Source organism: Aquidulcibacter paucihalophilus, assembly GCF_002105465.1.
Taxonomy (GTDB): domain Bacteria; phylum Pseudomonadota; class Alphaproteobacteria; order Caulobacterales; family Aquidulcibacteraceae; genus Aquidulcibacter; species Aquidulcibacter paucihalophilus.
In genome coordinates this window covers 1-24386 of record NZ_NCSQ01000017.1, presented here as the reverse complement: position 1 = coordinate 24386, position 24386 = coordinate 1, and the positions used below count along the sequence as shown (strand labels likewise).

18 protein-coding genes are annotated in these 24386 nt (G+C 58.4%); 9 read left to right on the top strand and 9 right to left on the bottom strand.

The window, feature by feature from the left end:
* Window positions 1–191 (top strand): hypothetical protein (locus tag B7364_RS18060; RefSeq protein WP_232780763.1); only part of this gene is annotated, 191 nt, incomplete at its 5' end.
* Between the two features lie 473 nt (window positions 192–664).
* Here the strand turns inward: B7364_RS18060 and B7364_RS17785 are convergent.
* A complete protein-coding gene (locus B7364_RS17785; RefSeq protein WP_157893410.1) occupies window positions 665–826 on the bottom strand; it encodes a hypothetical protein in 162 nt (53 codons plus the stop codon).
* 278 nt (window positions 827–1104) lie between these two features.
* Here B7364_RS17785 and B7364_RS01310 point away from each other — a divergent pair, with 278 nt between their 5' ends.
* Window positions 1105–3210, top strand: a complete 2106-nt coding sequence (locus B7364_RS01310; RefSeq protein ID WP_085338139.1) for a peptidase domain-containing ABC transporter — start codon at window positions 1105–1107, stop codon at window positions 3208–3210.
* A gap of 58 nt (window positions 3211–3268) precedes the next feature.
* Here the strand turns inward: B7364_RS01310 and B7364_RS01305 are convergent, their stop codons facing one another.
* Together B7364_RS01305 and B7364_RS01300 are read right to left on the bottom strand one after the other, a co-directional pair.
* Complete coding sequence (locus B7364_RS01305; RefSeq protein ID WP_085338138.1) at window positions 3269–4510, bottom strand: tyrosine-type recombinase/integrase; 1242 nt, start codon at window positions 4508–4510, stop codon at window positions 3269–3271.
* A 456-nt stretch (window positions 4511–4966) separates the two neighbouring features.
* Window positions 4967–6511: a relaxase/mobilization nuclease domain-containing protein gene (locus B7364_RS01300; protein ID WP_085338137.1), complete on the bottom strand. Its 1545-nt coding sequence runs from the start codon at window positions 6509–6511 to the stop codon at window positions 4967–4969.
* 311 nt (window positions 6512–6822) lie between these two features.
* Here B7364_RS01300 and B7364_RS01295 point away from each other — a divergent pair, with 311 nt between their 5' ends.
* Entirely contained in the window at window positions 6823–7848 is a 1026-nt protein-coding gene (locus B7364_RS01295; RefSeq protein WP_085338136.1) for a nucleotidyltransferase family protein, read from the top strand.
* A 117-nt stretch (window positions 7849–7965) separates the two neighbouring features.
* On the opposite strand, the gene B7364_RS01290 is transcribed toward B7364_RS01295, so the two are convergent.
* Window positions 7966–8361, bottom strand: a complete 396-nt coding sequence (locus tag B7364_RS01290) for a single-stranded DNA-binding protein (RefSeq protein ID WP_085338135.1) — start codon at window positions 8359–8361, stop codon at window positions 7966–7968.
* Between the two features lie 969 nt (window positions 8362–9330).
* Between B7364_RS01290 and B7364_RS01285 the strand changes: the two genes are divergently transcribed.
* From B7364_RS01285 to B7364_RS01270, 4 genes are all read left to right on the top strand, one after another.
* On the top strand, window positions 9331–9960 hold the full coding sequence (locus B7364_RS01285) for a peroxiredoxin (RefSeq protein WP_085338134.1): 630 nt from the start codon (window positions 9331–9333) through the stop codon (window positions 9958–9960).
* 607 nt (window positions 9961–10567) lie between these two features.
* Window positions 10568–12880 (top strand): serine hydrolase domain-containing protein, encoded by a 2313-nt coding sequence (locus tag B7364_RS01280; protein ID WP_157893409.1) that lies wholly within the window; start codon window positions 10568–10570, stop codon window positions 12878–12880.
* Between the two features lie 278 nt (window positions 12881–13158).
* Complete coding sequence (locus B7364_RS01275; RefSeq protein WP_198533990.1) at window positions 13159–15318, top strand: TonB-dependent receptor; 2160 nt, start codon at window positions 13159–13161, stop codon at window positions 15316–15318.
* Window positions 15308–16390 carry a haloalkane dehalogenase gene (locus B7364_RS01270; protein WP_085338131.1) on the top strand — a complete coding sequence of 361 codons (1083 nt, stop codon included), beginning with the start codon at window positions 15308–15310 and terminating at the stop codon, window positions 16388–16390. Before B7364_RS01275 ends, B7364_RS01270 begins: the two co-directional genes overlap by 11 nt.
* 42 nt (window positions 16391–16432) lie before the next feature.
* Here B7364_RS01270 and B7364_RS01265 read toward each other — a convergent pair whose 3' ends face one another.
* The 4 genes from B7364_RS01265 to B7364_RS01250 are packed head-to-tail and all read right to left on the bottom strand — an operon-like array spanning window position 16433 to window position 20869.
* On the bottom strand, window positions 16433–17770 hold the full coding sequence (locus B7364_RS01265; RefSeq protein WP_085338130.1) for a zinc-binding metallopeptidase family protein: 1338 nt from the start codon (window positions 17768–17770) through the stop codon (window positions 16433–16435).
* Entirely contained in the window at window positions 17770–19101 is a 1332-nt protein-coding gene (locus B7364_RS01260) for a hypothetical protein (protein ID WP_085338129.1), read from the bottom strand. The genes B7364_RS01265 and B7364_RS01260 overlap by 1 nt, the downstream gene beginning before the upstream one ends.
* Window positions 19098–19790 (bottom strand): GntR family transcriptional regulator, encoded by a 693-nt coding sequence (locus B7364_RS01255; protein WP_085338128.1) that lies wholly within the window; start codon window positions 19788–19790, stop codon window positions 19098–19100. Before B7364_RS01255 ends, B7364_RS01260 begins: the two co-directional genes overlap by 4 nt.
* Window positions 19787–20869 carry a serine hydrolase domain-containing protein gene (locus tag B7364_RS01250; protein ID WP_157893408.1) on the bottom strand — a complete coding sequence of 361 codons (1083 nt, stop codon included), beginning with the start codon at window positions 20867–20869 and terminating at the stop codon, window positions 19787–19789. The genes B7364_RS01255 and B7364_RS01250 overlap by 4 nt, the downstream gene beginning before the upstream one ends.
* A gap of 182 nt (window positions 20870–21051) precedes the next feature.
* Between B7364_RS01250 and B7364_RS01245 the strand changes: the two genes are divergently transcribed.
* Entirely contained in the window at window positions 21052–22416 is a 1365-nt protein-coding gene (locus B7364_RS01245) for a DUF1254 domain-containing protein (protein WP_198533989.1), read from the top strand.
* A gap of 441 nt (window positions 22417–22857) precedes the next feature.
* A complete protein-coding gene (locus B7364_RS01235) occupies window positions 22858–24060 on the top strand; it encodes a Fic family protein (protein ID WP_198533988.1) in 1203 nt (400 codons plus the stop codon).
* Between the two features lie 62 nt (window positions 24061–24122).
* Here the strand turns inward: B7364_RS01235 and B7364_RS01230 are convergent.
* On the bottom strand, window positions 24123–24386 hold a 264-nt coding region (locus tag B7364_RS01230), incomplete at its 5' end, for a single-stranded DNA-binding protein (protein WP_157893407.1).

Genomic DNA, 24386 nt, shown 5'->3' with positions numbered 1-24386 from the left:
AGTTCATGTACGCTCAATTCTCTCATGTCATTCTCCTTTCCAATAATCTACCTAAGGCTTTATTTAATCCAGATTGGCTTTCAAGTGTCAAGAGAGGTCTGTTAGTTTTTTCTACCTTTTTTGCGCTCACAGGTTCCTTATGTTTTGCCCTTATCCCGTTGCAAATGCATGGTTTCTGCGCGAAGCTCTGAAGTCAGATAACCAATGGGTAAATGTTGAGACGCCAACCCCGTCGGGCTTGGCTCCACTCGAAAGTTGGAGGCCCGAAAACGAGCCACATTGAGATTACTCGGTTACCGGAAGCGACACCCAGGAGTCCCGACCCGACTTCAGTAACATTTAGAGCCGGGCCCGTCCTATGGTTCTATTGAATGCACGGATTCAGAGGGAATGCGTGTCGGCAATTTTTGGCATGCGCGTTTGCTCCGTAAATGCGCTCCGGGTCAGATCGGGCAACCTCTTTCGTGTTTAGACTTTTACTTCTGGCTTGCCTTAACTGAACCTCTAAATCGCACGGACACGCCTCCTAACCATCTTCAGAAATCAAGGCCAACGCATGGGGAAACATCACGGGCTACACTCGATAGGTACCCCCATACGTTAGTCTTGCCTGACCATATCTCACTTGGACGCATGGCCAGATTGTATTCCGAAATCAACAGAGTTACTTGTTCGCCTCGATGAGTTCAGCCTTCTGTTGTTCGTCAATCAAATGTCTCTCAAACATCAAAAGACCCAATTCATCGCGCGGCGGCTCTCGCTTAACAACAACAGTGTCACCTCCCCCGCTCACGAATCTGATTTCTTGCATTGTCAATTTACGCATAAAGTAATCTCCCATAATAGGCTTCCAAAATTGCAGGGTAACATGTCTGTGTCCTACAGCCTTTGCGGCTGTGAGTGAGGTTGACTGCGAGTGATGATGCATGTCAAGTTGCAAATCTGGCAGCTCCGATAACTATTTCGTGATGTGGCCTAATTGCAATTAGCCTACCATTGGAAAATAAATTGTTTGCCAGTTTTGATAGGTCAGATATAGCTGAGCAAGCCCACGACGACAGCAGGTCGTGGCTGACTCGGCTGTTTCACTCGGACAAGTTGCCCATGATCCTGCAGGCGGAGGCCGCAGAGTGCGGGATTGCATGTCTCGCAATGGTCGCAGCGGCGTACGGGCAGCGGCATACACTTTCTGACCTTCGCCGCAAGTTTAGCGCTAGCCTCAAAGGGACCACGCTTAAAAGCGTCATGGATATGGCCGATGGGCTGGGCATGGTGGGCAGGCCCCTGCGGCTGGAAGTCGATGAATTACCTAGCCTGAAGCCGCCTTGCGTGCTGCACTGGAACTTGGCCCATTATGTCGTGCTGAAGAAGGCGTGGAACGGGCCGGGTGGGGTGTGGGCTATCATTCACGACCCAGCGCGCGGGGTGCGCAAGGTGGCTCCGGCCGAGATTGGCCGATCCTTTACCGGTGTGGCGCTGGAGCTGACGCCAACGCCAGCGTTTACCAAGAAGAAGCATATTGAACGGGTTCGCCTTACGGATATGTGGAGCACACTGAAGGGCCTCAAAGGCCCCGTGATCCAGCTCTTCCTGTTAGCGCTGGTGGTTCAAGTGATTGGCGTGTTCAGCCCAATGCTGAACCAATTGATCATTGATGATGCCATTTCCAAAGGCGATGTGGACCTATTGACCACCATTGGCATGGGAATGGTGATTTTGTTGTTGATCCAGACCGGCATCGGCCTGCTGCAAGGCTTTGTCGGTATGTACCTGGGCACGCAATTGTCGTTTCAGATGCAGAGTAATCTCTTGCGCCATGCGTTGCGCCTACCCGTGGCTTGGTTTGAGAAGCGCCATATTGGCGACATTATGAGCCGGTTTTCCTCACTTGGGCCGGTGCAAAGCTTCCTCACCAGCGTTCCGATTGGCGCGACTTTGAATGTGATCATGTTGCTGGTCGGCGGCACGATGGCGGTGCTTTATTCACCACTTCTATTCGGCTGCGTTGTCGCCACCATGTTGATCCCGTTGATCGTTCAAGCCGTCACCTTTCCTTGGGTGCGGCGCAAGACAGACGAGGGGATTAGCCTTAGCGCGGTTGCCTCCACGACGTTCATGGAGACCTTGCGCGGCGCGCGAACGTTTAAGCTGTTTGGTAAAGAACGCGAGCGGGTCAGCCAATGGCAGAATGATACCGCTGCCAGCGTCAATAATAGCGTGACCATGCAGCGCGTTGGCCTGTGGGGCGGAGCAGGGCTTGGCATCGTCACGGGGTTGCAAGGGGTTGCCGTCTGGTGGCTCGGGGCTAAGCAAGTGATTGATGGCACCATGAGCCTTGGTATGCTGATGGCGTTTCAATCATATGCTGGGCAATTTTCAGGTGCACTAAAAGGACTAATTGGATTGTTTTTTCGGTGGAAAATGTTGGAGCTTCACCTCGAGCGCCTAGCCGATGTGGTGCACGAGGACCCAGAAGTTGGGGTGGATGAGCCTATTCAAGAAGGCCGCTTGTTTGAAGGCCGTATCGGAGCCGAAAAGTTATCCTTCCGCTATGCAACCCATGAGCCCTTGGTATTCAAGGATGCAAGTTTCTCCATCGACCCTGGCCAATTTGTTGCCATCATCGGCCCGTCCGGCGGGGGCAAGACGACTTTGATGAAGGTTCTTCTGGGCTTGCTTGATCCCACCGAAGGCGAAGTGAAAGTCGAAGGGGTTGGCCTTAAGAATTTTGGGGTCCGCACGTTCCGGCATCGCATTGGTGCGGTCCTGCAAGATGATCGTCTGCTGGCGGGCACGATTGCCGACAATGTCTCCTTCTTTGATGCAGACCTCGATATGGCAAAGGTGGAAGAGTGCTTGGCCAAGGCTTGCGTACTCGATGACATCCTCAAGATGCCAATGGGCACGATGACCTTGGTAGGTGACCTTGGTTCAACGCTGTCTGGCGGGCAACAACAGCGTGTGCTTCTTGCCCGCGCGCTCTACCGCGAACCAACGATCCTGTTTCTCGATGAGGGCACTGCCAATCTCGATCCCGAGACAGAAGCGCGCGTATCTGAGACCTTGCGCGGCCTCTCTTGTACCCGCATCTTTGTCGCGCACCGTGAAGCTGCGATTGCTGGGGCTGATCGGACGCTTCTGGTCGCTGGCGGTACCGTGACCGACATGACAGAAATGGGACGACTGTCAAAAAGCACAGAGCTATCGTAGTTTATGTGGGACATTTTTGCGAAGTTTTAGACGGCAATGAATTTTGTCTAGATCCAAGTTACCCTTTTTTCGCTGCCTGAACCCGCTCCCCAATCTCGTTAACCAAAGCGTGCAACGGATCATCGCGAAGGTGAGCATAGCGCTCCGTCGTCCGCATTTGAGTATGACCTAGCGCCTTCCCAATCAGCTGAAGACTAGCCCCGGCCTCTGCAGCAAATGACGCGAAGGAATGGCGTAGGTCGTGGATACGGAGATCATCAAGGCCTGCCTCATCGCGAATTGCGCGCCATGCACGGGGTAGGCCTACGGTATGACCGGAAGCAGCATTGGCGCGATTAGCCGGGAAGACATAGTCGCCGTTCCGTTTGATCCCTTCGAGAACCTCGATAGCGGCATCGGATAGTGGAATTCGGCGCGCACCAGTCTTTGATCTGGCATCAGGGAGAACAATCGAACGTCGAGCCAAATCGACCTCACGCCACTGCAAGCCTTGGATCTCGCCTCGACGCGCGCCAGTCAGGATCAATAATCGAATGATGAGGCCAAATTCAGGTCGGACCTCACCGCGCTTCTCAAGACGTTCCGTGGCTTCAAATATCTTTTGGACCTCATCAACGCTGATGAAGCGCTCGCGCTTTTCGATCTTATAGCGCACTACACCCAATGTGGGATGGGCAACCAAAATCTTCCGACTAACGGCCCAAGCCATCATCGCTTGAAAAATGATGGTGCAGCGTGATGCGGTCGTCTTGCCACCCGTTATGTTGAGCCGCCCGCGCTTCTTGCCACTCAACGCCGAGACAGCAGTTTTGCCCGCCGCGATCTCGCTCTGTGCCTTGGCAAGGTCGGAAGGCTTTAAGTGAGCAGCGATGCGACTACCCAGCAGAGGCCGGATATGTGAGTGCAGGCTTGATCGATCCTGCTCCCAGGTCGCGGCGCGCTTGTTAGGCTTATCGGCCGGCCCTTCCTTCAAGTAGCGATCGATGAGCTCGGACACCGTCGGCTCTGCTCTTGCAGCCGCCTTGCGCTTCTGCGGATCAACGCCAAGAGAGGCGTCTCGCAATTGCTCCTTGGCATGCTCGCGGGCTGTCTCGATGGTCCATGGCGAGCCGACCGTGCCAATCGTGAAGACCTTCTGCTGACGGCCAATCCTGAACTTCATGGCAAAGCGCTTCTCACCGCTTTGATAGATGCGCAGGAACAAGCCACGCACTTCGCTATCCCAGATCCAGCGCTCTTTTTCTGGATCTGGCGTCTGGGCGTCTATGTATCGTTTTGTCAGTTTTACCCGATCCTGCATGGCCTAGTTTAAACTCCTCTTGACCTCTTATGCAATCCTTTAAGAGGTCACGCCGATACCACCCCGATACCAACTGGAGGGAATTCGAGGCTATTTTCAGGAAAATGACGACGTGTCAAATTTCCATAAAGCTCAAATAAAACATATGGATACGAAAAAGTTGGAAAAATCTGGAAAACGCTTGACCTCCTGATGGCATTCAAGAGGTCAGGGGTTCGACTCCCCTTGGCTCCACCATTTTTTCCTTTAAAAACAAAATATTATCGTCAGATAAATTCTGACGTTGCGTCATTTTCATTCTCGCGGTACCACCGCGGTACCAAATGACAGCCATCTGTAGTAATCAATAGGCATCAGTTGGCACTGCTTTTTTCTTGCGTTCAGGTGGTCAAAAGGAATCGAATTGGCCGGTCTGGTCGAGATGCAAATTGGACAAGCAATTCCTAGGAGACACACTTAGCGCTCAAGCCCTGCCCCGATCACATGACCAATGGACAGCTCCTGCCCGCTGCTGACAGGTGCAATCGCAATCCCGACCCCGCGATCAATGACAGTCTGCTTACCTAAGGACGTCGTAACGCTGCCAATCACAACACCTTCGCCCAAACCATGCGAGAATGCTCGACCCGAAATGCCCAGCTCCTTCTCGAGCGCATGGGCGGTATCAGCATCGCGAAGCCTTGCCCAAGCTTCTGGCTTGAAGCCTATGCCCTCACCCTGCCGGACACCGTAGCCCTTGCTGATTAGGAACTCAGCACGTGCCTTAAGGTCTGGATCGATTGGGCGGCTATCGCCTTGCCTTCCACCAGCCGATTGGCCCAACCGCGCCAACTCCACATCCTGCGGCAAAAGGCGGTGGGCAGCCATATCGTCGCGCTTGGCATCGGATCTGCCCTGCCGTCCTCCGATCAAGACCTCCAGTGGACGCGCCTTTGTTGGATGCCCGCGTGTACGCTTCTCCTCCCAGTGCGAGCGCATGATATCCTGCGACTTCTGCAACGCGTCTAAGCGAGCTTTCAGATCAGCCGCAAAGGCAACCCCGTGCTTGGACTTAGTTGCCAGCCCAAGGCTCTCCAAATGCCCTACGCGCGCCCGTACGAGTGAGCCCACGGTATCATGCCGGGAAAGCTCTGCCTTCGGCAAAAGCCCGCCATGGCTCTTGGCGAGGGCTGATAGCCGGATATCGATATCAGTCCACCGATTGGCCGTGCTGCGGGTAAATAGGCCCCGCTCAGCATCGCTACGGCTACTGTCCCCCAGTATAGCTTGAGCCTGCTCCTGAGCGCGTTCTCGTAAGCCGTGACTGACGTAAGATCTGGGCATGACAAGGTCTCTGCCATTGGCGCGCTTGCCACGCATCATGACGTGGGAGTGAGGCTGATCAGTATCGTAGTGGTTGACCGCCACCCACTCCAAACTCGGCTCCTTCAGGTCGAGGCTAACCCTCTCCATGACACCCTTCACATATGCATCCATGTCCTCAATCTTGTCGCCATGCTCGGCGCTGATGATTAGCCGAAAGTGATGTCGGTCTTGCTCCCAACCCGCGCATTGGGCTCCAACCTCTTCGGCATTGCGCGAACCATCCAGATCATAAAAGCCAGCATCCACGCCGTCCTGCCCTGCGCCTTCGCGAGCCAGATAACTGACATGTTGGGCAAGCGCTTTACCCGGATTGGCAACCCCTCGGGGTCCTGAGTGACGCCCAATAAACACCTTCACCATGGCGCGCTGACTGGCCGGAACATAGAGAGTGATGCCGCCGGATTTGGCTGAGCCGCCACCACCGCCAGCCTGCGCCCTTCGCCCAAACATGCGCGAACCGGACAAACGTTTTGCCAGACTGGCTTTGACTGAGCCGGGGTCATTGCCTCCACTTTTGGGCATGTCGGGGGAAACGCGTTCACGTGGCGCAACAAGGCGCGTGGCAATCAAATCTCTTACGCCGCCTGAATTGCCTGCGTCAGATCCGTGTCCAAGAGTTTTATGCGAACGCGCCATTGGGTGCCTCCAGACACCCAAAACCGCAAGACTTATGCCGACTTACATGCCACGACACACTGCAAGTTATGACCCTTTCAACATGACTTACAAAAACATCAATCAAAACATGAGCCTGAAAGCACAGGCAAGTCGCCCTCTTATATCTTGCCTCTCCCTATCTCATATCTCCTCTGTTCCCCTTATGACCCCACTTAGAAACACAACGAAACTATAAGAAACGCGAAGCAACAGATGCGGCTGAGGCAGGTTATCTGTGGCCAAGAGATAAGCATATTGCACTACATAAAATAAGTTTGTAGTGTAACAAAATGGCTGAAGTGCTTCCTCTCCAATTGATGACGCTCTACCAGGAGCTCGTTGATACGCATTTATCGCGTACGCCGAGCGCTAACCCAACTGGTGCGCCCTTCAAACGCATCGTGCGGGGGAAAGCCTATTGGTATGCAACTGACCGAACCGGCAGCAATGTGGTTCAACGATACATTGGTCCTGACAATGACAAGACCAAATCACGGTTGGTCGAGATTGAAGCACGCCGCGGAGCGACAGAAGCATTCGAGACGCGCTGCGGCGACATGGTAGCGCAATTGCGTGCAGCGCGACTGCCAACTCTTGACGCCGCCAGTGGCAGCCTGCTGGCTAGCCTTTCGGCTCAAGGCGTTTTTGATTTGGGTGGCACACTGGTCGGGACAATGGCCTTTAGGCTTTATGATGCAGAGCTTGGCAGGCGGGTCACGCGCATTGAGCCTGCGCTGACACAAGACATCGACATTGCGAGCTATCAGAATTTATCGATAGCCCTGGCCGATGACGCAGCGCTAAGCTTGAAGGATTTACCGATGGCTCTCGCTAAGTTCGGCTTAGAGGTTACGCCATCCATCGACCCTAAAGGCCGCAGCGGGCGCTGGCGGCGCAAGACCGGCGAGCCCGTGCTCGATTTTCTTGCCCCATCTTTTGAAGAAGACCAAGATCTCGTCTGGCTTGAAGCGTTGGGGGTGTGGGCGCAGGGCTTGCACTATCTGAACTATTTATTGGCCGACCCCATTCCTGCTGTCGGCCTTTATCGCCAAGGCGTACTTGTCCGCATTCCCCGGCCTGAGCGTTTCGCCATTCACAAGCTTATCGTTGCGCAACAGCGCACCGGAGCCGGTATTGCGAAACGCCGAAAAGACTTGGGCCAAGCCCAAGCTCTGATAATGTCATTGTCTGAAGACAGGCCAGCAGAGTTGAAGCAGGCCTATGTAACGGCAATGGAGCAAGGTCCGTCATGGCGGGAAGCCATTGGCGCATCGCTAGCGATGGTTGGAGATGAGGCGCGCGCAGTTCTCGAGTAATTCTGATCAAACATGTTCGGATGTGGCGTTAAGCCAAGGGCGCGACCCAAGCCTGGGCACGCGAAAAGGGCGGAGCTGTTAGGCTCCGCCCTTGGGCGATTTGCTGGAATGAAGTGGCTAGGCGGCGGTCTCCATCGGAAGGTCTGCTTCGGTGTCAGGGCCTTCGGCTTTGGCTTTGCCGCGAGCGAGGACTTCGAGTTCGCTGAAGGGGCCTAGGACAAACTCGATGACGTAGCGGGTGCGGCCTTGATCGTCGTCGTAAGAGCTGGGGCGGATGCGACCGAGGAGGCGAACCCGGGTGCCCTTTTGGACCATCGTCTCGATGCGGGCGATGATGGCCGGGGCAAAGACGGTGACGCGGTGCCAGTGGGTTCGATCCTTTTGCGTGCCGTCTTCGGTCTTCCAGCGCTCTGAAGTGGCGACGCTGAGGGTTGCGAGTTTGCCGGTCTTGCCGAAAGTCTTGATCTCAATCTTGCCGACGTTTCCGACGATTTCGAAATTAGCCTTATCCATGATGGTATCTCCGTTTGGTCTGAAGCTGTCCCGTCCGTTGGTGTCCCGGTCCGGGGGTCGCGGTGGCGACGGGGCGTAACAGCATCCGGAACAAGGCGAGGGGCGGAAGCCGACCTGGTGGCACACAAGGGCTTGGCGCGGGCAGGAGCGTAGCGACAACTCGGGCCCTTGAATTCGAAGAATGGTGGGACACGCCGCCGGAGGCAGTTTTCAAGCCACGTCAACGCGTCTCCCGAGACGGGCAACAAGGATGACGACGGGCAAGTCAGACCATTAAAAGGAGATCAAGGAACAGCTTGGATCAGGCCAATAGGAGAACTATCGTCGTCTCTATGAAGGCATGCTGAGATCGAGACCTCAAGACCAATAGCAAGCTTTACGAGCGATGCTCCGCATCCAACAATAGCGCAATCTAGAAGACCAATGCTTAGCGCCTATGCCTGCTGGAAGAACGGCACAGTAAGGCGTTATGGTCAAAGCCAATGTCTACTCAGCGCGCATTCAATGGGCCGACAGTAAAACCCCTGCGGTTTACTGCTCTGCAGCGGCCCTAGCCGCGCTCGATGCTTAAAGCTGGGCGGCCTCAGGAAGTATGGGTGTGCTACAGGCCGCAGCCTTGCGACCTGCCAGAGCAAAGGACAATAGCTCCGCGCACGGGCTCAAGAAACAATTGCATTGGATCCGGCTCGTGCTTCAGCGCTTACATTAGCCTAAAGCAGACATTCCGCTTTGCGCCGATATTGTTGAAAAACTCGAAGTTTAGACGAGATTGGGTGCTTGGGCAGCGCAGTTGGTTTGCGATTGCTGGTTCCTGCGCGAGCTGACAGGAAAGGTGTGGCTTTCACAGCATGAGGCCTTTGAGGCCCTTCTGGGAGAGACAGTCCCCAAGGAGGAAAACCCTCTGCGATAGGACACCAATAAAGCTTGAACATCATCAACTCCTCCTCCGCAACAACAAAGGAAAATACAATGACTCTCCACATAGGCGATATCGCCCCTGACTTTCAGACAGAAACGCAAAATGGCCCAATAAGCTTTCACGAATGGGCAGGCGATGCCTGGGTGTTTTTCTTTAGTCACCCGGCAGACTTTACCCCGGTTTGCACTACCGAAATGGGCCGTACCGCCCAGTTGGCGGCCGAATTTGCAAAGCGCAACACAAAACCCTTGGGACTTTCGACCGACACCGCCGAAGAGCACCTCAAATGGATCGCCGATGTGAATGAAACCCAGCACACGGATTTGCAATTTCCGATTCTGGCCGATGCCGATCTCTCGATCGCGCGCATGTACGATATGATCCACCCCGAACAAAGCGAAACTGCCGCGGTTCGTTCAGTGTTCATCATTGATCCGGCCAAGCGGATCCGCCTGACCATGACCTATCCCATGAGTGTTGGCCGCAATTTCGATGAAATCCTCCGCGTGATCGACGCGCTTCAAATGAGCGACAAGCATCGGATTGCGACTCCTGCTGATTGGGCTGTGGGAAAAGACGTCATCATCCCACCTTCGATCAAGGATGAAGAAGCAAAAGCGCTCTTTCCACAAGGTTGGACAACCCTAAAGCCTTACTTGCGCACAACCAGCATCAAATAGGCTGACCCGGCCCCCTGAATTCGGGCCATGGTAAATTAGAGTTTTCCAGTTATTGCACTGCTACCCATTGGTCGTCCTCAGGTTCGCTTGTTCCAGCAAACCCGAGCCTCACCCGCAGACCGATCAACGGCCACCACCATAATCCCGGCTGCTACAGCGCTTTTGAAGTCGCGCAGCCGGCATAAGGGCTCCGTCGAGCTACACTGCGACATGGGTCCTCACCTCTCGATGTCCCGTCGACCAACGCTACGGCCGGTTGACTCGTGCTGTGTTTGGTCATAATAAATGACCATTCTGACAGACGGTGGGTGTGTAGGTGATTTTTGGCAACTCGCGATCCTTGGCTGGCATACCCTCCAACCGGTGGCGACACCCGGCCTGCAAGTGGCTCCAGATCGGCGCGCACGGCGTTTGGATCGCGGTGACGCTGGTCGCAGTTCAAGGATGCGGCGGCGGTGGCGGCAGTATCGCCAGCCCGCCATCGCCGCCGTCAGTCTCGCCTCCACCTCCACCTCCACCTCTACCTCCACCCCCACAGAGCCCTCCACCACCTGGTGCCGGATTGAGCTGGCGCGGTGCGTGGGCGGTGCAGGGTCAGGAGGCGGTCGTGCGAGGCGTGGCACCGGCTCCGGACGATGGTGTCTATATCGTTGGATCATTCCGCAACACCCAGCCCCTGTTGGTCGGCACGCTCAGCGCTTCATCAAGCGGCGGTGCCGACGGTTTCATCGCGCGACTCAACGCGGATGGCACGCCGGTCTGGTTGCGGTCTTTCGGCGGAGCCGACGATGACTTCGCCTTCGATGTGGACAGTGATGCCGGCGGCGCTGCCTATTTAACGGGACGTGTCAGAGGCGCAGTTACCATCGGCCCGACCAGCCTGAATGCCAGCGGAGGCGACAGCCTAGTGGTGAAATACACGTCCGCTGGACAGGTCAGCTGGGTCCGGGCGGGAGCAGGCTCCGGCAGTGCGCTCGGTAATGAAATCGCAGTTGCCGATGATGGATCATCTGTCTCGGTTGGGGCCTTTGGGGGCGCAATCGATTTCGGATCCGGTGTGAGCCTTGCCGCGCCTGCGACGTTCGAGGACGCCTATGTCGTTCGCTATTCGGCCAACGGAACACCGGAATGGGCGCAGGCGATACGAGCTCCCGATACCGTCAGTGAACGGACGGAATCGGTGCGGGGCGTCGCTTTTGACGGTCAAGGCCGCGTGCTGGTTGCGGGGTCGTTCCAAGGCAGTGTGAGCGCCGGTGCGCAGAGCGTGACCAGCGTGGGCGGTAGCGACTGCTTTGTCAGCGCGTACAGCGGCAGCGGAGCTCTTCAGTGGCTCCGCCGCTTCGGCGGTGCGGGTGCCGATGTGTGCCGCGGCATCGGCGGTGATCCGTTCGGCGCGGTCCTGATCGCGGGGACATTCGAGGCCACAGCCGCGTTCGGAACGACCAGTCTTGCGTCCGCCGGGGGCAGGGACGTGTTCGTGGCGTCGCTCAATGACGCTGGGGAGCCGCAGTGGGCGCGCGGCATCGGCGGGGCCGGAGCGGAAGAAGGGGCAGAGCTCGAAGTCGGCGCTGGCGGCGAGGCAACGGTCGCCTTTGATTTCTCCGGCTCAGTCGCCCTGCCGGATGGCACGAATGTGACATCCGCGGGCGCTCGCGATCCCCTGCTGCTGCGGTTTGGGACGTCCGGCCAACTGGACTGGCGGCTGGCCGGCGGCGGGCCGGGCGACGATGTAACCTATGCCGTTGCTATCACGGCATCGGACGCCGTTCACACCGTCGGCACCTTTGGCACTGGTACGGGAGCAACCAGCATTAGTTTCGCGCCGTTTCTGCTGAATGCCGCGCAGCAGGCGGGTTATGTGGCGAGAGCGGGCGTGACCGCCAGCCCGCCGCCGCCGCCGCCGCCGCCGAGCTCGCTCAACTTGGCGGCTGCAGCTGACTATGCCTTCGCCAATGGCACGCGAGCCCTGATCATCCAGCGGAACGGCCAGGTACTGCTTGAACGCTATGGCGGGATAGGCTCGGCCTCACGAGTGGAGAGCCTCGCGTCCGGCACGAAGAGCTTTTCGTGTGCCCTGTATGCGGCGGCTGAAGACGAAGGCCTAATCAACATCGATGAATTGGCCTCCATCGCCATCACGCCCTGGCGGCCTGGTGGATCCGCCCCTGAAAACGGTTCCAAGCAGCTGATCCGGGCGCGCGATCTAATCGCCCTTTCGCATGGGCTGAGCGCCGCCGGGGCTGGTGGGGCATCCCTCAACAGCGTCGACAGTTATCTCCAAGGGATCAATGCGCGGTCCGTTTTCGCGCCTGACGTCCATGCGATCTACAGTGCCAATGGCTTTCAGGCCTTCAACGCCTACTTCGAGCTGAAAGCTGGCGGGACGCTTGCAGCCAGCGGCGACATCACCGGTGGGCGCGATCCCTTGACGTATCTGCAGCAAAGGGTTCTAGCACCCATCGGCTCGAACGTTGGCTCTTGGCAGCGCGACATAAAAAACAAGCCGAATTTCGGCGGCGGTGCCGCCATGACGGCGTCAGACTGGCTGCGATATGGCCAGTTCATCTTGCAGGAGGGCACTTGGAACGGTGTCCAGCTGGTGTCTGCCGCGCGAATCCGCCGCTGCGGCTCCTATCAGTCGCCAGCCTTCCTTGGGTACGGTCTTGGCTTCTGGCTCAACCGACCGGTGGGGTCGAGTTATACCGCAAACGAAGACGGCATCCCATGGCCAATCGAGGTACGCACGCGCCTTGCTGCGGGCGGTCAGATCATGCCTGCAGCCCCCGCCGACACCATGATTTCCTATGGCGCGGGGAACATGAAGATGTTCATTGTTAAGTCCCGCAGCCTTGTGGTCGTCAAGCTTGCCGGGTCTGCAGACGATAACGAGATGTTTGCCCGGCTGTTTTCGACACCGTGACGCGAGCGATGCGCCAGGGAGGACCAATGGCTGTGCAAAGCGAACGGAAGCTGGTGCCTGAAGACATGGCACACGCAATCCGACCCAAGGATGGGTAGCAGTGTAGCCACCAGGTCTGCGGCCGCCGAGACGTCACTCCGGCAGTCTCGCTTCCATTCTTGACATAGCCCTCAAAATGGTCATTAATAATAACCATAAATAAAATCGGTCCAGAGGCGGCTCAGGGAGGACATGAGATGGACATAGGTGTTAGGAGAGCCATTCCAGTGGGTGTCGTAATGGCAGCCCTTGTCCCGATGACACCAGCGCTAGCGCAGGTGGGTCAGTCACCTACAAGCAGTTCTGAGGCACCAGCGCAGAATGCGGATCGGGTTTCAAACGAGCAGCTGGAAACGATTGTGGTGACGGCGCGTCGCCGCGCCGAGCCCCTGCAAGCTGTGCCAAGCTCCGGAATCGCTCTGGACGGGACGGCTATCCTTGATCTTGGGATTCGAGATGGGCGTTCGTTGATCGCTGAAGTTCCGGGTGCCTTGGTCATTGATACTGGACCATCGTTTGACAACGAGATTATTGTCCGGGGTGCCGGCGCCGGTCGGCAGACAAATGCAGAAGTGGCGGCGGGTCTGTATCGCAATGGTGCCTTCATTGCCGGGGGAAATCTAGGCGGTCGAAACTTCAGCACGCTCGACTTTTTCGACGCTGAACGGGTTGAAGTCCTGCGCGGACCACAAGGAGCACTGTTCGGGCGCAATGCTGTGGGTGGTGCCATCAACATCGTGTCGGCTCGCCCGACCTCGGACCGCAGTCTTGCGTTGCGGGCGTCTATTGGCTCCAAGGAGGCGTTCGAGGGATCCGTGATCGGCAATCTGCCGCTCGGCGAAACGTTTGCAGTCCGTACCGGTTATCTGCATCGCCGACAGGATGACGGCTTCTACATTAATGCCGACGGCTCGGCGCTGGATGTCAGTGAGCTCAATGGCGGGCGACTCGGCATGCGCTGGACTCCGAGCGAGGCCCTGGATGTCCGTTTCACGGTTGATCAGCTCGACGAGACCGGACCCAGTTTTGCGGTGTTCTTCTACAACAAAGTCGGTGGGCAGGATCCCTTCCGCAGGAACTTCCTCTGGCCATCGACCTTCACTCGTGCTGAGCTTACCGGGATTCTTGAGGTGGACTACCGACTGGGCTGGGCAACCCTGTCGTCTGTCACCTACTTGCGGAACCGCGACGCACGACGCGCTGACGAAATATCAAGCTCGCTGTTCTTCCCACCGTCTCCTACCACCGTTGGACCGAACTTCCGGGCAGTACAGACTGACGATTTCCAACGGACCGGCCAAGAGCTGCGCCTAGCTTCACCGGATGAAGCTAGGCTGACCTGGCTGGTGGGTGCCGAATACACCGTCATGGAGGACTTCACGCTCACCCAGAACCTCGGTGCAATTGCGCCCCAACTCAACAACACCAACCGCGCAACCAGCGACGACCAGTCCACCAGCGTCTATGGGGCTTTGGGCTTCGACGTGACGGACCGACTGAATGTCTCAGCAGAGGTGCGCAACAGCCGCGACAGCAAGGATATCCTGCTAGATATCGACCGGATCCGCGCCGGGACCGGGGCACCGATCAAGCTCGTCCAGCCCTACGCTGACAGCTGGACCAATACGTCCTGGGTGTTGTCGGCCAGCTATCAGGCCCTGCCGACTGCTTCGATCTATGTGCGCGCTGCAAAGGCCTTTCGGCCTGGCGGTTTCAATGACGATCCAGGCGGGCCGGACAACACCTTCTCTGTGCCCTACGAGCAAGAGGAAACACTGGCTTTCGAGGGCGGTTTCAAGTCCGAGTGGTTCCAGCGGCGCTTGAGGTTCAACTTCGCGATATTCTCGTCGGAGACGCTTGGGCTTCTGGAGAACCAGAGCCAACAGTCCGTGCAGCAAGCTCGCACCGTGCGATACATCACCAATATCGGCGACATTCGTCACAGCGGGATCGAGGCAGAGGTGAGCAGCCTCGTGCCGCTTCGGGCACTGGATGCGCGGCTTCGAATTTCCTTAGCCGGGGCCCACAACTCCAGCCGCTACACCTCTGGCCCCAATACCGGGCGGGAGGTGTCCCGGATCCGGCCCTCCACCCTGTCCGCCAATGCGGCCATGACATTCAATGTATCTGGCGCGCTCAAGCCATTTGTCCGGGTCAGCTATCGCAGCGAGCAGGGTGGGCTTCAGAACACCAGTCTGCTGCGACCACAGGACGACATCCAGAATCTTGATCTTGCCGTCGGCGTACGCGCAGACGACTGGAGTGTGACGCTGCGGGTTCGCAATGCCACAGACGCGGAATACGATCTCGACCGGCTGACATCAAACACGCCGGGCGTGGAAGCCTATCGCCGCAATCAGCCCCGCACCTTCGCACTGGAGGTGGCCCGTGAGTTCTGACAAATCCGGCGGCGATCGCTTTAGCGGCCCCACAGCTCTGAACCGCAAGCATGTCTTGCGGCTGATGGGCGCGGCAACTCTGGCGGGCCTTGCTCCGGGCCGCCAAGCTCTTGCGGAGACAGCCATTGCTCCCCAGACGCGGACCGCGCTGGCCAGTGGGGTCTTGCGGACGCCCGACACGGCGTTTGCAGGGCTGGAGGGCTACCCATACGCGCCAAATTATAGATCCGTCCGCCATCCGGCGCTCGGGGAACTAGCGCTGCACTATCTGGATGTCGGCCCGCGCGACGCCTCCCCTGTCGTGTTGCTGCACGGCCAGCCAAGCTGGTCCTATCTCTATCGGAAAGTTATTGTGCGACTGCTGGCAGCGGGGCATCGGGTGATCGCGCCGGATATGATTGGCTATGGTAGGTCCGACAAGCCTGCGGCCCGGTCGGACTACAGCTACCAGCTGCACCTCGATTGGTTGACTGAATTCCTGTCCGGCCTGGGGGGCAATCTCACTCTGGTCGTGCATGATTGGGGCGGACTGCTTGGGCTGCGCATCGCCGCAGAAAACCCCGGCCTGTTCGTGCGACTTGTCGTGCTGGATACCAGCCTGAATGACGGCACTGATCGCGAGTCCCCGCAGTTCACGGCAGGCTTTGACCGCTGGCTTAAGATCCTAGAGCATGCGCCTGAGCTCAGATTTTCTGCCGTTATCGAAGCACAGACAGAAACCACGCTCACGCCGGGCGCGCTTGCAGGCTATGACGCGCCGTTCCCGGACCGATCCTATCAGACCGGTGCTCGTGTGATGTCGAGCTTTATCCCGCGCACACCGGATATGGCGCAAGCGCGTGAGAATGGCCTCGCCCGTGCTCGGCTGCGCGACTGGCAGACCCCGGTTCTGATCGCCTTCTCCGAGGGCTCGGCCCGCACTCACCCTGGCCAGCATGCGCTGCTCTCAGGATTATTCCCGGCCAGCCGCATCTGGCGGGATGCGACCATTGCTGGGGCGCATCACTTCCTGCCAGAGGATCGAGGCGAAGACGTTGGTGACCTGATCGCTACGTTCTGCGCTGCCACCTGACAACCGACCTTGTTATTCACCTTGAAAGGGATCTGTCCACGGTCAGGTTGCTTGGTCGAGAAGAGCGACAATAGCTTTGCGAAAGCCACCGGCAGCGGCCGCCACGATCTGCGGATTGGTGGCGAGTGGCAGCCGGTCTGTCTCTACATGGTGCAGGCGTCCGGCTCCAAACACACCTAACGCTCGAGTATAGCCTTCGGCGAGGATGTGGGCGAGTTCACCGGCCGCCCCAGCCTCAACCGGATAGGGCGCCTCAAGCCCCGCCTGACCGGCAAAGCACTGCTGGAGCACCGGCAGCATCGAGCGCGGTCCCACCAGGAAACGTTGTGGGTCAGCGCTTGGGAGGGCGCGCAGTCGGCCAAGATCGTGAAAATCGGTCGTTGCGATGTTGGCACCCAAATGCACCCATAGCGCGACCTCTTGCGGACGGGGCGCGGCCGAACTCTTCAGGAACGCGTCCATGCCTTGATTGTCATACTCATGCCCGGAGGCTGATACGAACAGGAGACTCCGCTGCGGCCAGCGGGTAGCGGCCCAGCGAGCCAGGTCAAGGAAGATTGCCACACCAGGACCGCGCTCTCCGGCACAGACTGTCCAGCCGGAGCGCGGGGTTGATACCACCAGCATCGGGCCGATCCCGGGCTTGCGTGCGATCAGTGTTTGCGCGGTCCGGCGACTACCTGTTCCCGTGATGGTGAGTGTCAAATCTGAACCGCGCCGGATCAACTCCACCAGCGGTGCTAGCGGTCGTGGTCCCACCACGGCCATCGGCACCGACACAGCCGGCGCATCAGCCGGTGCGTTGAGAACAATGGTCTCGCCAGTTGGCCCGTGCGTGACTGCCACTACAGCCCGCGCCCCCGCCGCGACGGCAGCGCGAACTGCCTCGATTGTTGTCGGCGTCATGAGAGCGGAATGGCGGCGGTGTGGCAGCATGACGACCGCGATCCTTCCTGCAACTCGGGCGAGGTCCGAGGGATCCGCCACCAGAGCGGCTGGGGCCGTAATGCCGCCCTCTGGGGTTGGCACCACGATTGCCTGTGGTTCCACCGCTACCCTTCTGTTCTGCGCCACCAGGTCGGCGCGGTCGACCTCAAAGGCGGGGGCCTGAACTGCTGCATAGCTGACCGTGAAGCCCAGAGCGGCCAACTGCTCCGCCATCCATAGGCGTACTGCCTCATCGCCCGGTCCGCCGGACCGCTCCGTCCCGAACCCGTCATAGCGGGCAAGATCAGCAGCAATCGCGGCCGGATCGCTGCCTGCGTCGGCAGCGGCCGGACTGCCGACTGTCGCACAGGCTGATGCCGGCAGCGGCGCGCCCAGCGCCGCGCCCAGCAATGCGGCCGGAGCAATCAGGGCGTCGCGACGGGCCAGCGACATCAACGAGCCTCCGTTTCCAGTGCGAGGATGCACTGTTGCAACGCCCGTCCTACTGACTCAAGGAGTTCAGGCCCCGTTACGAATGGCAGATCGTTTGGTGCATGGAAATAGGCGTGTGCGCCCTCGAACCCAAAAGCGCGGTAGCCGGCCTCGAACATCAAAGCGAGCTCACCGCGTGCCGTGGTTGCCCGGCGGGGCGTCAGGTTCTCCACTCCTGCAAACCGGCTCTGGAGGAGAGACAGCAGGCGATCATCATTGGTCAGGAGTTGGGTACCGAGCTGTCGCCGCCCGTTGGCACGCAGCCCCGTAGGACCGCGCTCGAACCCGTAAACAGCGATAGATGCGCCAAGGTGGATCCAGGCCAGAGTTTCAGTCGGGGAGGGCGCAGCATCCTCCAGATAGCTCTTCTTACCCGCACCATAGAGTTCATGGCCCGATGAGGCGATGAAGGTCGCACTGACCGGGCTCTCGCCAGCCCGGCCCGCCATCCAGCGCGCCAACCCCAGAAACAGCGCCACGCCGGGTCCCCGTTCGCCCGCCGAGGCAAACCAGGCGCTGGTCGGGGTTGAGACGACAATCCGGCGGGGCCCGCGTTCCAGCCGCCCTTCGACCTTGTAGGCTTGTGCATCCGGGGTCCTGGTCGATTCGATCAAGAGCTGCGTTTGAGCCCCGCGAGCCGCGGCGGCGCGCAGGAATTCCATGTGTTTGCTGCCCACCAGCATGACAGGCAGCGGCAGTGGTGTGCGTAATCCGTGACCAAACAACTCGCCGCTCGGAGTCACCGTCACGGCCACAACAGCCCGTGTGCCTCGATCCGAGAGACGCGTCAGATTAGCGGAGAGGCGGGCAAGACCGCCAATACCGTCTACTTCCAGACAAGCTATGCTCCCGGGGCCTGCCGCCTCGGCCAAACGCAGGGGGCCACTCACTCCGTCCGCGCCAGTTGGAACCGGATCCCACAATGGATAGGCGTCCAGCGGTGCGAACTTCATGCCGTCGACCGCCAGCCTGTGTGCGGTCAAGTCATGTCGCTCGAACCCGAACGGGAGCCGCCGCACGACATGACCGGCCCGCTCCAGCTCCCGCGCAATCCAATCGGAGCGGGCAAGGTCGCCGGGAGTGCCGGTGCGATGGCTGTCATGGCTGGCATAATATTCCAGATCAGCATAGAGAGCCGCACCTGAGAGCGAGTCAGAGGGGTTCATGTTTGCTGCAGCGGCGGCTTGCCGCGCCGCACAGGCGGACACCAGACTAGGCAAGCCGACCAACACCGCCCTACGTGACAGGCGCAGCAAGCTGGGATTAGACGGGGGTGCCAAGGTTGGTGTCATGGATCGACCGAAGGGAAGAGCTGCGGAAAGGCATGAAGAGCATCGGCCAGAGTGGCGTGAGCGACTTCGCGTGCACCATCTCCTGCCAGTCCTGGATCACGGGCAGCTAGACCATTGGACAGTTTCCGCCAGGCGATATAATGGCGCATCGTGTCGTGCACCTGCGAGACGGCGAAGTAGCTGATGTGCCAGGACGTACGCTGCATACACTCGTCGAATAGTCCGCGAACATAGTCCGAACGCGACGCGGCCGCGAGCAGATTTAGCGCGGCAGAGGCGTTGCGCATGATGGTGCGGGTAATCTGCATGTCGCCATGCGCCCGTTCGATCAAGGGTAGGATCGTGGCTATGCTGGCGCAGGCGCTCTGGATTGTAGCTGGCGAGGCCCGACGTGCCGCCAGTCGGGCAACGAGACCGTAGACTGCAGCGCGAGCCTCGAACATCTCCACGATCTCATCGGTCGTTGGCTCGGCAACTTTCGCCCCGCGATAGCTTTCGATCGAGACAAGACGATCCGTTTGCAGCAGACGCAGCGCCTCGCGCACCGGCCCGCGGCTGGTGCAAAACCGGGCACCGACATCGCGCTCGACGATCCGCTCACCGGGCTTGAGATTGCCCGCCAGAATGTCATTGCGCAGGGCCAGCGCGATCTGTTCGGGGGAAAGGCGGGAGGGACGCGGGTTGGTCATGGCAATGGTCCAGACGCTGGCGACGGACCCGGCGCGGCAGCGGGTTCAGATCCGGACAGCAGGTGATTGAAGAACACGGTGTCATAAGCAGAACCCGCGAGCTTGACAATGACAAGTCCGCGCGAGCGGATAATGAACATCTTCATGTTCCCGAGTCCCCATGCGATCAACATGTCCTCGGGTGCCGACGGTACGATGTTGCCGCCATCTGCCAGCTGTGCGCGGATCGGTGCTTCCATCGGCAGGCGATCCTCCCCGGCAGCATAACTGTCGAGGACTTGCCGGTTCAGCCAGAAGCCAAGACCATAGCCTGCAAACGCGGGTGAGGGAGAGGTCCCGCATCGCGCAATCAGATCCCCCGGGATCAGCTGTTTACCCTGCCACTGCCCCCGTTGCATAATGAACTGGCCATAGAGCAGCCAATCCCGGGCCGTGAACGAAGCGCCGCCGCTGAGATTGGGCTTGCCACGTGCATCGCGCAACCAGGCCCCAGTCCGAGCACCGATCCTGGAGAGCACGCGCTCCTGCAGATAGGTAACCGGATCGCGCCCGCCGACAATGGTCCCATCCGCACCGATGACACCGCCGGTCTTTAGTTCAAAATAGGCGCTGAAGGCCTGGAAGCCGGTTGGTCCGTAGACGGCTGCCGTGCCTGGCGGGCGCGCAACCGGGGCAGCCAAGGCCTGGTCGTAAGAATCAACCCGGTTCAACTCGAGTCCCACAGCCTGCATGGAGCCGAGACCATGCGAGAGCGCGATTAGGTCGCGCACCCGGATGTCGGACTTCTGTGACTGCTCCGTGCGCCAGGTGGGAATGGCCGTCGCAGCAGGCTCGTCAAGATCAATCAGTCCGTCTGCTTGGGCTGCTGCGGCGATCGCACACGCAAAGCTCTTGGTGCCGGAGGCCAAAAACTCGACCCTGTCCGCCGCGCCCGGCGCCGCATAATGCTCCAGTAGGATCCGGCCATCCTGCTGGATGATCAGCGCCCGGGTTCCGGTTGCCATTGCGTGGCGAGCGGCTGCTTCTAGTCCGACCGATGATACTGGTCGGGAAACCGGCGGCATTCCCTCAGTCGACATCTGCCGGGACACTGACGGGGCCGCGCACGCCCCCGCGATTGCGAGCAGCAGACACACCGATGCCCGGGCAATGGTTTGACAATTTGTCATCAATTTGGTCATAATTAATGACCATACAGTTCTGGGCTGGACATGCAAGCCCAAAAAAGCGGGATGCAAGCCGCTCCAAGGAGGCACCATCGATGACTATGCCTATCGACCTCAACCTAGAGCCAGATGAGATCGCCCCGTTTCGCGGCCTCAGTCGGCGGTCGGTGACTGGCGGCCTTGCCGCTGCGCTGACGCCCATGCCGTGTGCATCAGCGGCGAGGCCGATGCAGGGTGTCGATGCGGCATTCGATTACCTCTATCCCCTGTTCGAGTTTTCTCGCGCGCTGCGACGGTCCAACCGGCCACTCAACCAGATCACCCATCGCACCACGCTCAGCACCGCTGCCCATCGGGCCGTGACGATGCCGAACAATGACTGCCTCTACTCCTCCGCTTTTCTTGATCTAGCGGCCGGGCCAGCCCTGATCACCACCAGGGACGAGACCCGACGCTACTGGTCATTGGCCTTCATGAGCGCCCACACCGATAACTTTACGATCCTGGGCACACGGACTACCGGGGGACGTGGCGGGCGCTATCTGCTGGTGGCTCCGGACTGGCGCGGACCGATTCCACGCGGCGTTTCCCTTCTCCGTGCTCCGACGACCGACGTCTGGATGCTGGGCAGGGTTCTGGTTACAGGTGAAGGGGATCTCCCAGCAGCTCGTGCTGTCCAGCAAGGGTTGGGACTGGAAATGCCGCCCGCACCACCCGAGCGATGGCTCCGGGCTGGCGCGTTGGCTGTGAACAAACCGGAAGACATCCTATCGGTCGGAAACGAACTCCTTGGCCGCAGCCCAAATGCTGCCGACACAAGCCGGGGCAGACGCCACGCAGCCTGGGGTGTGATACCCGGCCAGCTTGATGCAGCCGCGCGCCTGTCCGCGGCGCAGCGAGCCGCGTGGCAAAACGCGATACCGGAGGGGCTTGACAGATTGAGGGCGACCTATCTGGCGCGGCCGGTTGGCCAGAGCTGGGCCCGCTCGGGGCCGCGAATTGGGAGCATTCGTGCCAGCGACACGGAGCGGGCTGCTGTCGCGCTGGGCGGGCTGGCAGCGCTGCCACAGGAAGAGGCCGTATACTTTACGACCGGGCAGGACGACCAGGGTTCGGCCCTCGACCCGGCTGGCACCTACGAGATGGTCATTCCTACGGACTTACCCTTGCGCGGTTTCTGGTCACTGTCGCTCTACGAGCGACACACGGATGGTCGGTACTTCTTCGTTGACAATCCGATCGGCCGCTACGCGATTTCAGACCGGACCGGCGGCGTACTGCGTCGGTCGGATGGCGCCATTGTGGTGCGGATCCAGCAGACAGCTCCGCCGCCAGGGATATCGAACTGGCTCCCGTCGGCTCCTGGCCCGATGTTGCTTTCGCTCAGAGCGTACCTCCCGGGCGATGGCATGCTGCGGACTGACTGGTTACCCCCTCCAATTCGGCGGACTACGGGATAGTGTCCCGATGGGAGGCGAAGCTTCGGCTGGGTCAACGGGACTCTCGTGCTTACCGAGGGCCTCTAAGGGCTCAGGTCAGCATGTTTGGCGATATTCCAGAAGCCATTCAATCCTATCTCGATTATGATGCAATCGCGCGTGATCTAAGAATGGACTACCCAAAAATCACGATAGGCGGCACGCGCTACATATACCGATGCGATTAACGCCGCATCGAGAAAGCCAGCCGCCTTCGGTTGTCTTTCTTCTTAGCCAATTCTTGGGGTTTCACGCCGCCGTTTGCGAACCCGCCCACCATGGCACCCCCAAAAAACCCATAGGAAGCAAGCGGACTTTAAAGCGGACTTATCAGCGGCAATATTTGTTCTATGCAAAACCATAAAACTATGATTTAATTGTGTTTGTTGGATAACTAAAGCGGACTTTGAAGCGGACTTTTATATGACAGAAGATGCAGGCGATTCAATTGGGGCAATGGAACCTTTAGGCATTGGTGAATCCAGTCGCTATCGCGCAGCTGTATCCGAATTAGCCTTCTATCTTACGCAAAAATCTGCATCCTTCAAAGGCGGGCTTCCGCCGACCATCGTGGCATCCTTGGCAAATCTTGTCCGCTCCATGAATTGCTACTACTCAAACCTAATAGAAGGGCATGATACGCACCCGATTGATATTGAACGCGCATTGAATAGTGATTTTAGCGCAGACCCCAAAAAGCGCGATCTTCAATTGGAAGCCAAGGCGCACATCTCAGTCCAAAAATGGATCGATGACGGCGGCCTTGATGGTAATGCTGGCGTGACCGAGGAAGGCATCAGAGACATTCACAAACGCTTTTATGATGAAGTTCCCAACGAATTGAAATACGCCGTTAATCCCGACACGGGTGAGCGCGTCAAAGTGATAGGCGGCCAATATCGCGGCAACTACGTTAAAGTCGGCAATCTTGTTCCTATAAGCGCGGGCGCAATCCCGCGCTTTATGAAACGATTTGAAGATCATTATTCAAAGCTATCTAAACTTGAAACCGTAATATCAGCCGCCGCCGCGCATCACCGCCTTGCATGGATTCATCCATTTAATGATGGCAACGGACGCGTGATCCGATTGATGTCGCACGCCGTGTTATCGAACGCACTTGATACAGGCGCAGTATGGTCAATCTCGCGTGGTTTGGCGCGCAATGTTCAAAGTTACAAATCGCATTTAGCGAGTTGCGATTTGTTACGCCGAAATGATCTGGACGGGCGCGGCACATTGAGTGAGGAATCGTTGGCCGCCTTCACAATTTTTTTCTTGAAAGTTTGTATTGATCAAGTTGATTTCATGGAAAGCCTAATGCTGCCCAAGACGCTTCAAACACGCATGAAAATGTGGGCAGAAGAAGAAATTCGACTTGGCAAACTTAATCCAAAATCTGGTCTAATTTTGGATGCGCTCCTTTATAATCGCGGTGAGTTAGCGCGTGGCGACGTTACTGGGATTGTAGGCGTTGAAGAACGTCATGCCCGCAGAATTGTATCTGGCTTGATTGATGTTGGTATTATATCGTCTGAGTCCTCACGCGCCTCGCTCAAACTTTCATTCCCCGCAAAACTTGCCTCACGTTTAATGCCAGGTCTGTTTCCTGAGATGGCTGAATAAGCTGGCTAGTGGCCTCTCAATTCAAGAATTTAGAAGTTTAAGGGAGACAAAATTGAAATCATTTAAAGACTTCTTGGGCGAACAAGAACAGCCACAATTGACCGAAATTGCAATCTCAAACTCCCAACAAGGACTTCAAGTTCGCTGAAGGGGCCTAGGACAAACTCGATGACGTAGCGGGTGCGGCCTTGATCGTCGTCGTAGGAGCTGGGGCGGATGCGACCGAGGAGGCGAACCCGGGTGCCCTTTTGGACCATCGCCTCGATGCGGGCGATGATGGCGGGTGCAAAGACGGTGACGCGGTGCCAGATTCTATGAGCAAGGAC

Bases quoted from the DNA above. Each gene is read 5' to 3' on its own strand.
- B7364_RS01285 (WP_085338134.1), top strand. From the start codon at position 9,331: ATGACTCTCCACATAGGCGATATCGCCCCTGACTTTCAGACAGAAACG.
- B7364_RS01250 (WP_157893408.1), bottom strand. From the start codon at position 20,869: ATGTCGACTGAGGGAATGCCGCCGGTTTCCCGACCAGTATCATCGGTC.
- B7364_RS01255 (WP_085338128.1), bottom strand. From the start codon at position 19,790: ATGACCAACCCGCGTCCCTCCCGCCTTTCCCCCGAACAGATCGCGCTG.
- B7364_RS01235 (WP_198533988.1), top strand. From the start codon at position 22,858: ATGACAGAAGATGCAGGCGATTCAATTGGGGCAATGGAACCTTTAGGC.
- B7364_RS01265 (WP_085338130.1), bottom strand. From the start codon at position 17,770: ATGTCGCTGGCCCGTCGCGACGCCCTGATTGCTCCGGCCGCATTGCTG.
- B7364_RS01275 (WP_198533990.1), top strand. From the start codon at position 13,159: ATGGCAGCCCTTGTCCCGATGACACCAGCGCTAGCGCAGGTGGGTCAG.
- B7364_RS01290 (WP_085338135.1), bottom strand. From the start codon at position 8,361: ATGGATAAGGCTAATTTCGAAATCGTCGGAAACGTCGGCAAGATTGAG.
- B7364_RS01310 (WP_085338139.1), top strand. From the start codon at position 1,105: ATGATCCTGCAGGCGGAGGCCGCAGAGTGCGGGATTGCATGTCTCGCA.
- B7364_RS01305 (WP_085338138.1), bottom strand. From the start codon at position 4,510: ATGCAGGATCGGGTAAAACTGACAAAACGATACATAGACGCCCAGACG.
- B7364_RS17785 (WP_157893410.1), bottom strand. From the start codon at position 826: ATGCGTAAATTGACAATGCAAGAAATCAGATTCGTGAGCGGGGGAGGT.
- B7364_RS01245 (WP_198533989.1), top strand. From the start codon at position 21,052: ATGACTATGCCTATCGACCTCAACCTAGAGCCAGATGAGATCGCCCCG.
- B7364_RS01295 (WP_085338136.1), top strand. From the start codon at position 6,823: ATGGCTGAAGTGCTTCCTCTCCAATTGATGACGCTCTACCAGGAGCTC.
- B7364_RS01300 (WP_085338137.1), bottom strand. From the start codon at position 6,511: ATGGCGCGTTCGCATAAAACTCTTGGACACGGATCTGACGCAGGCAAT.
- B7364_RS01260 (WP_085338129.1), bottom strand. From the start codon at position 19,101: ATGACACCAACCTTGGCACCCCCGTCTAATCCCAGCTTGCTGCGCCTG.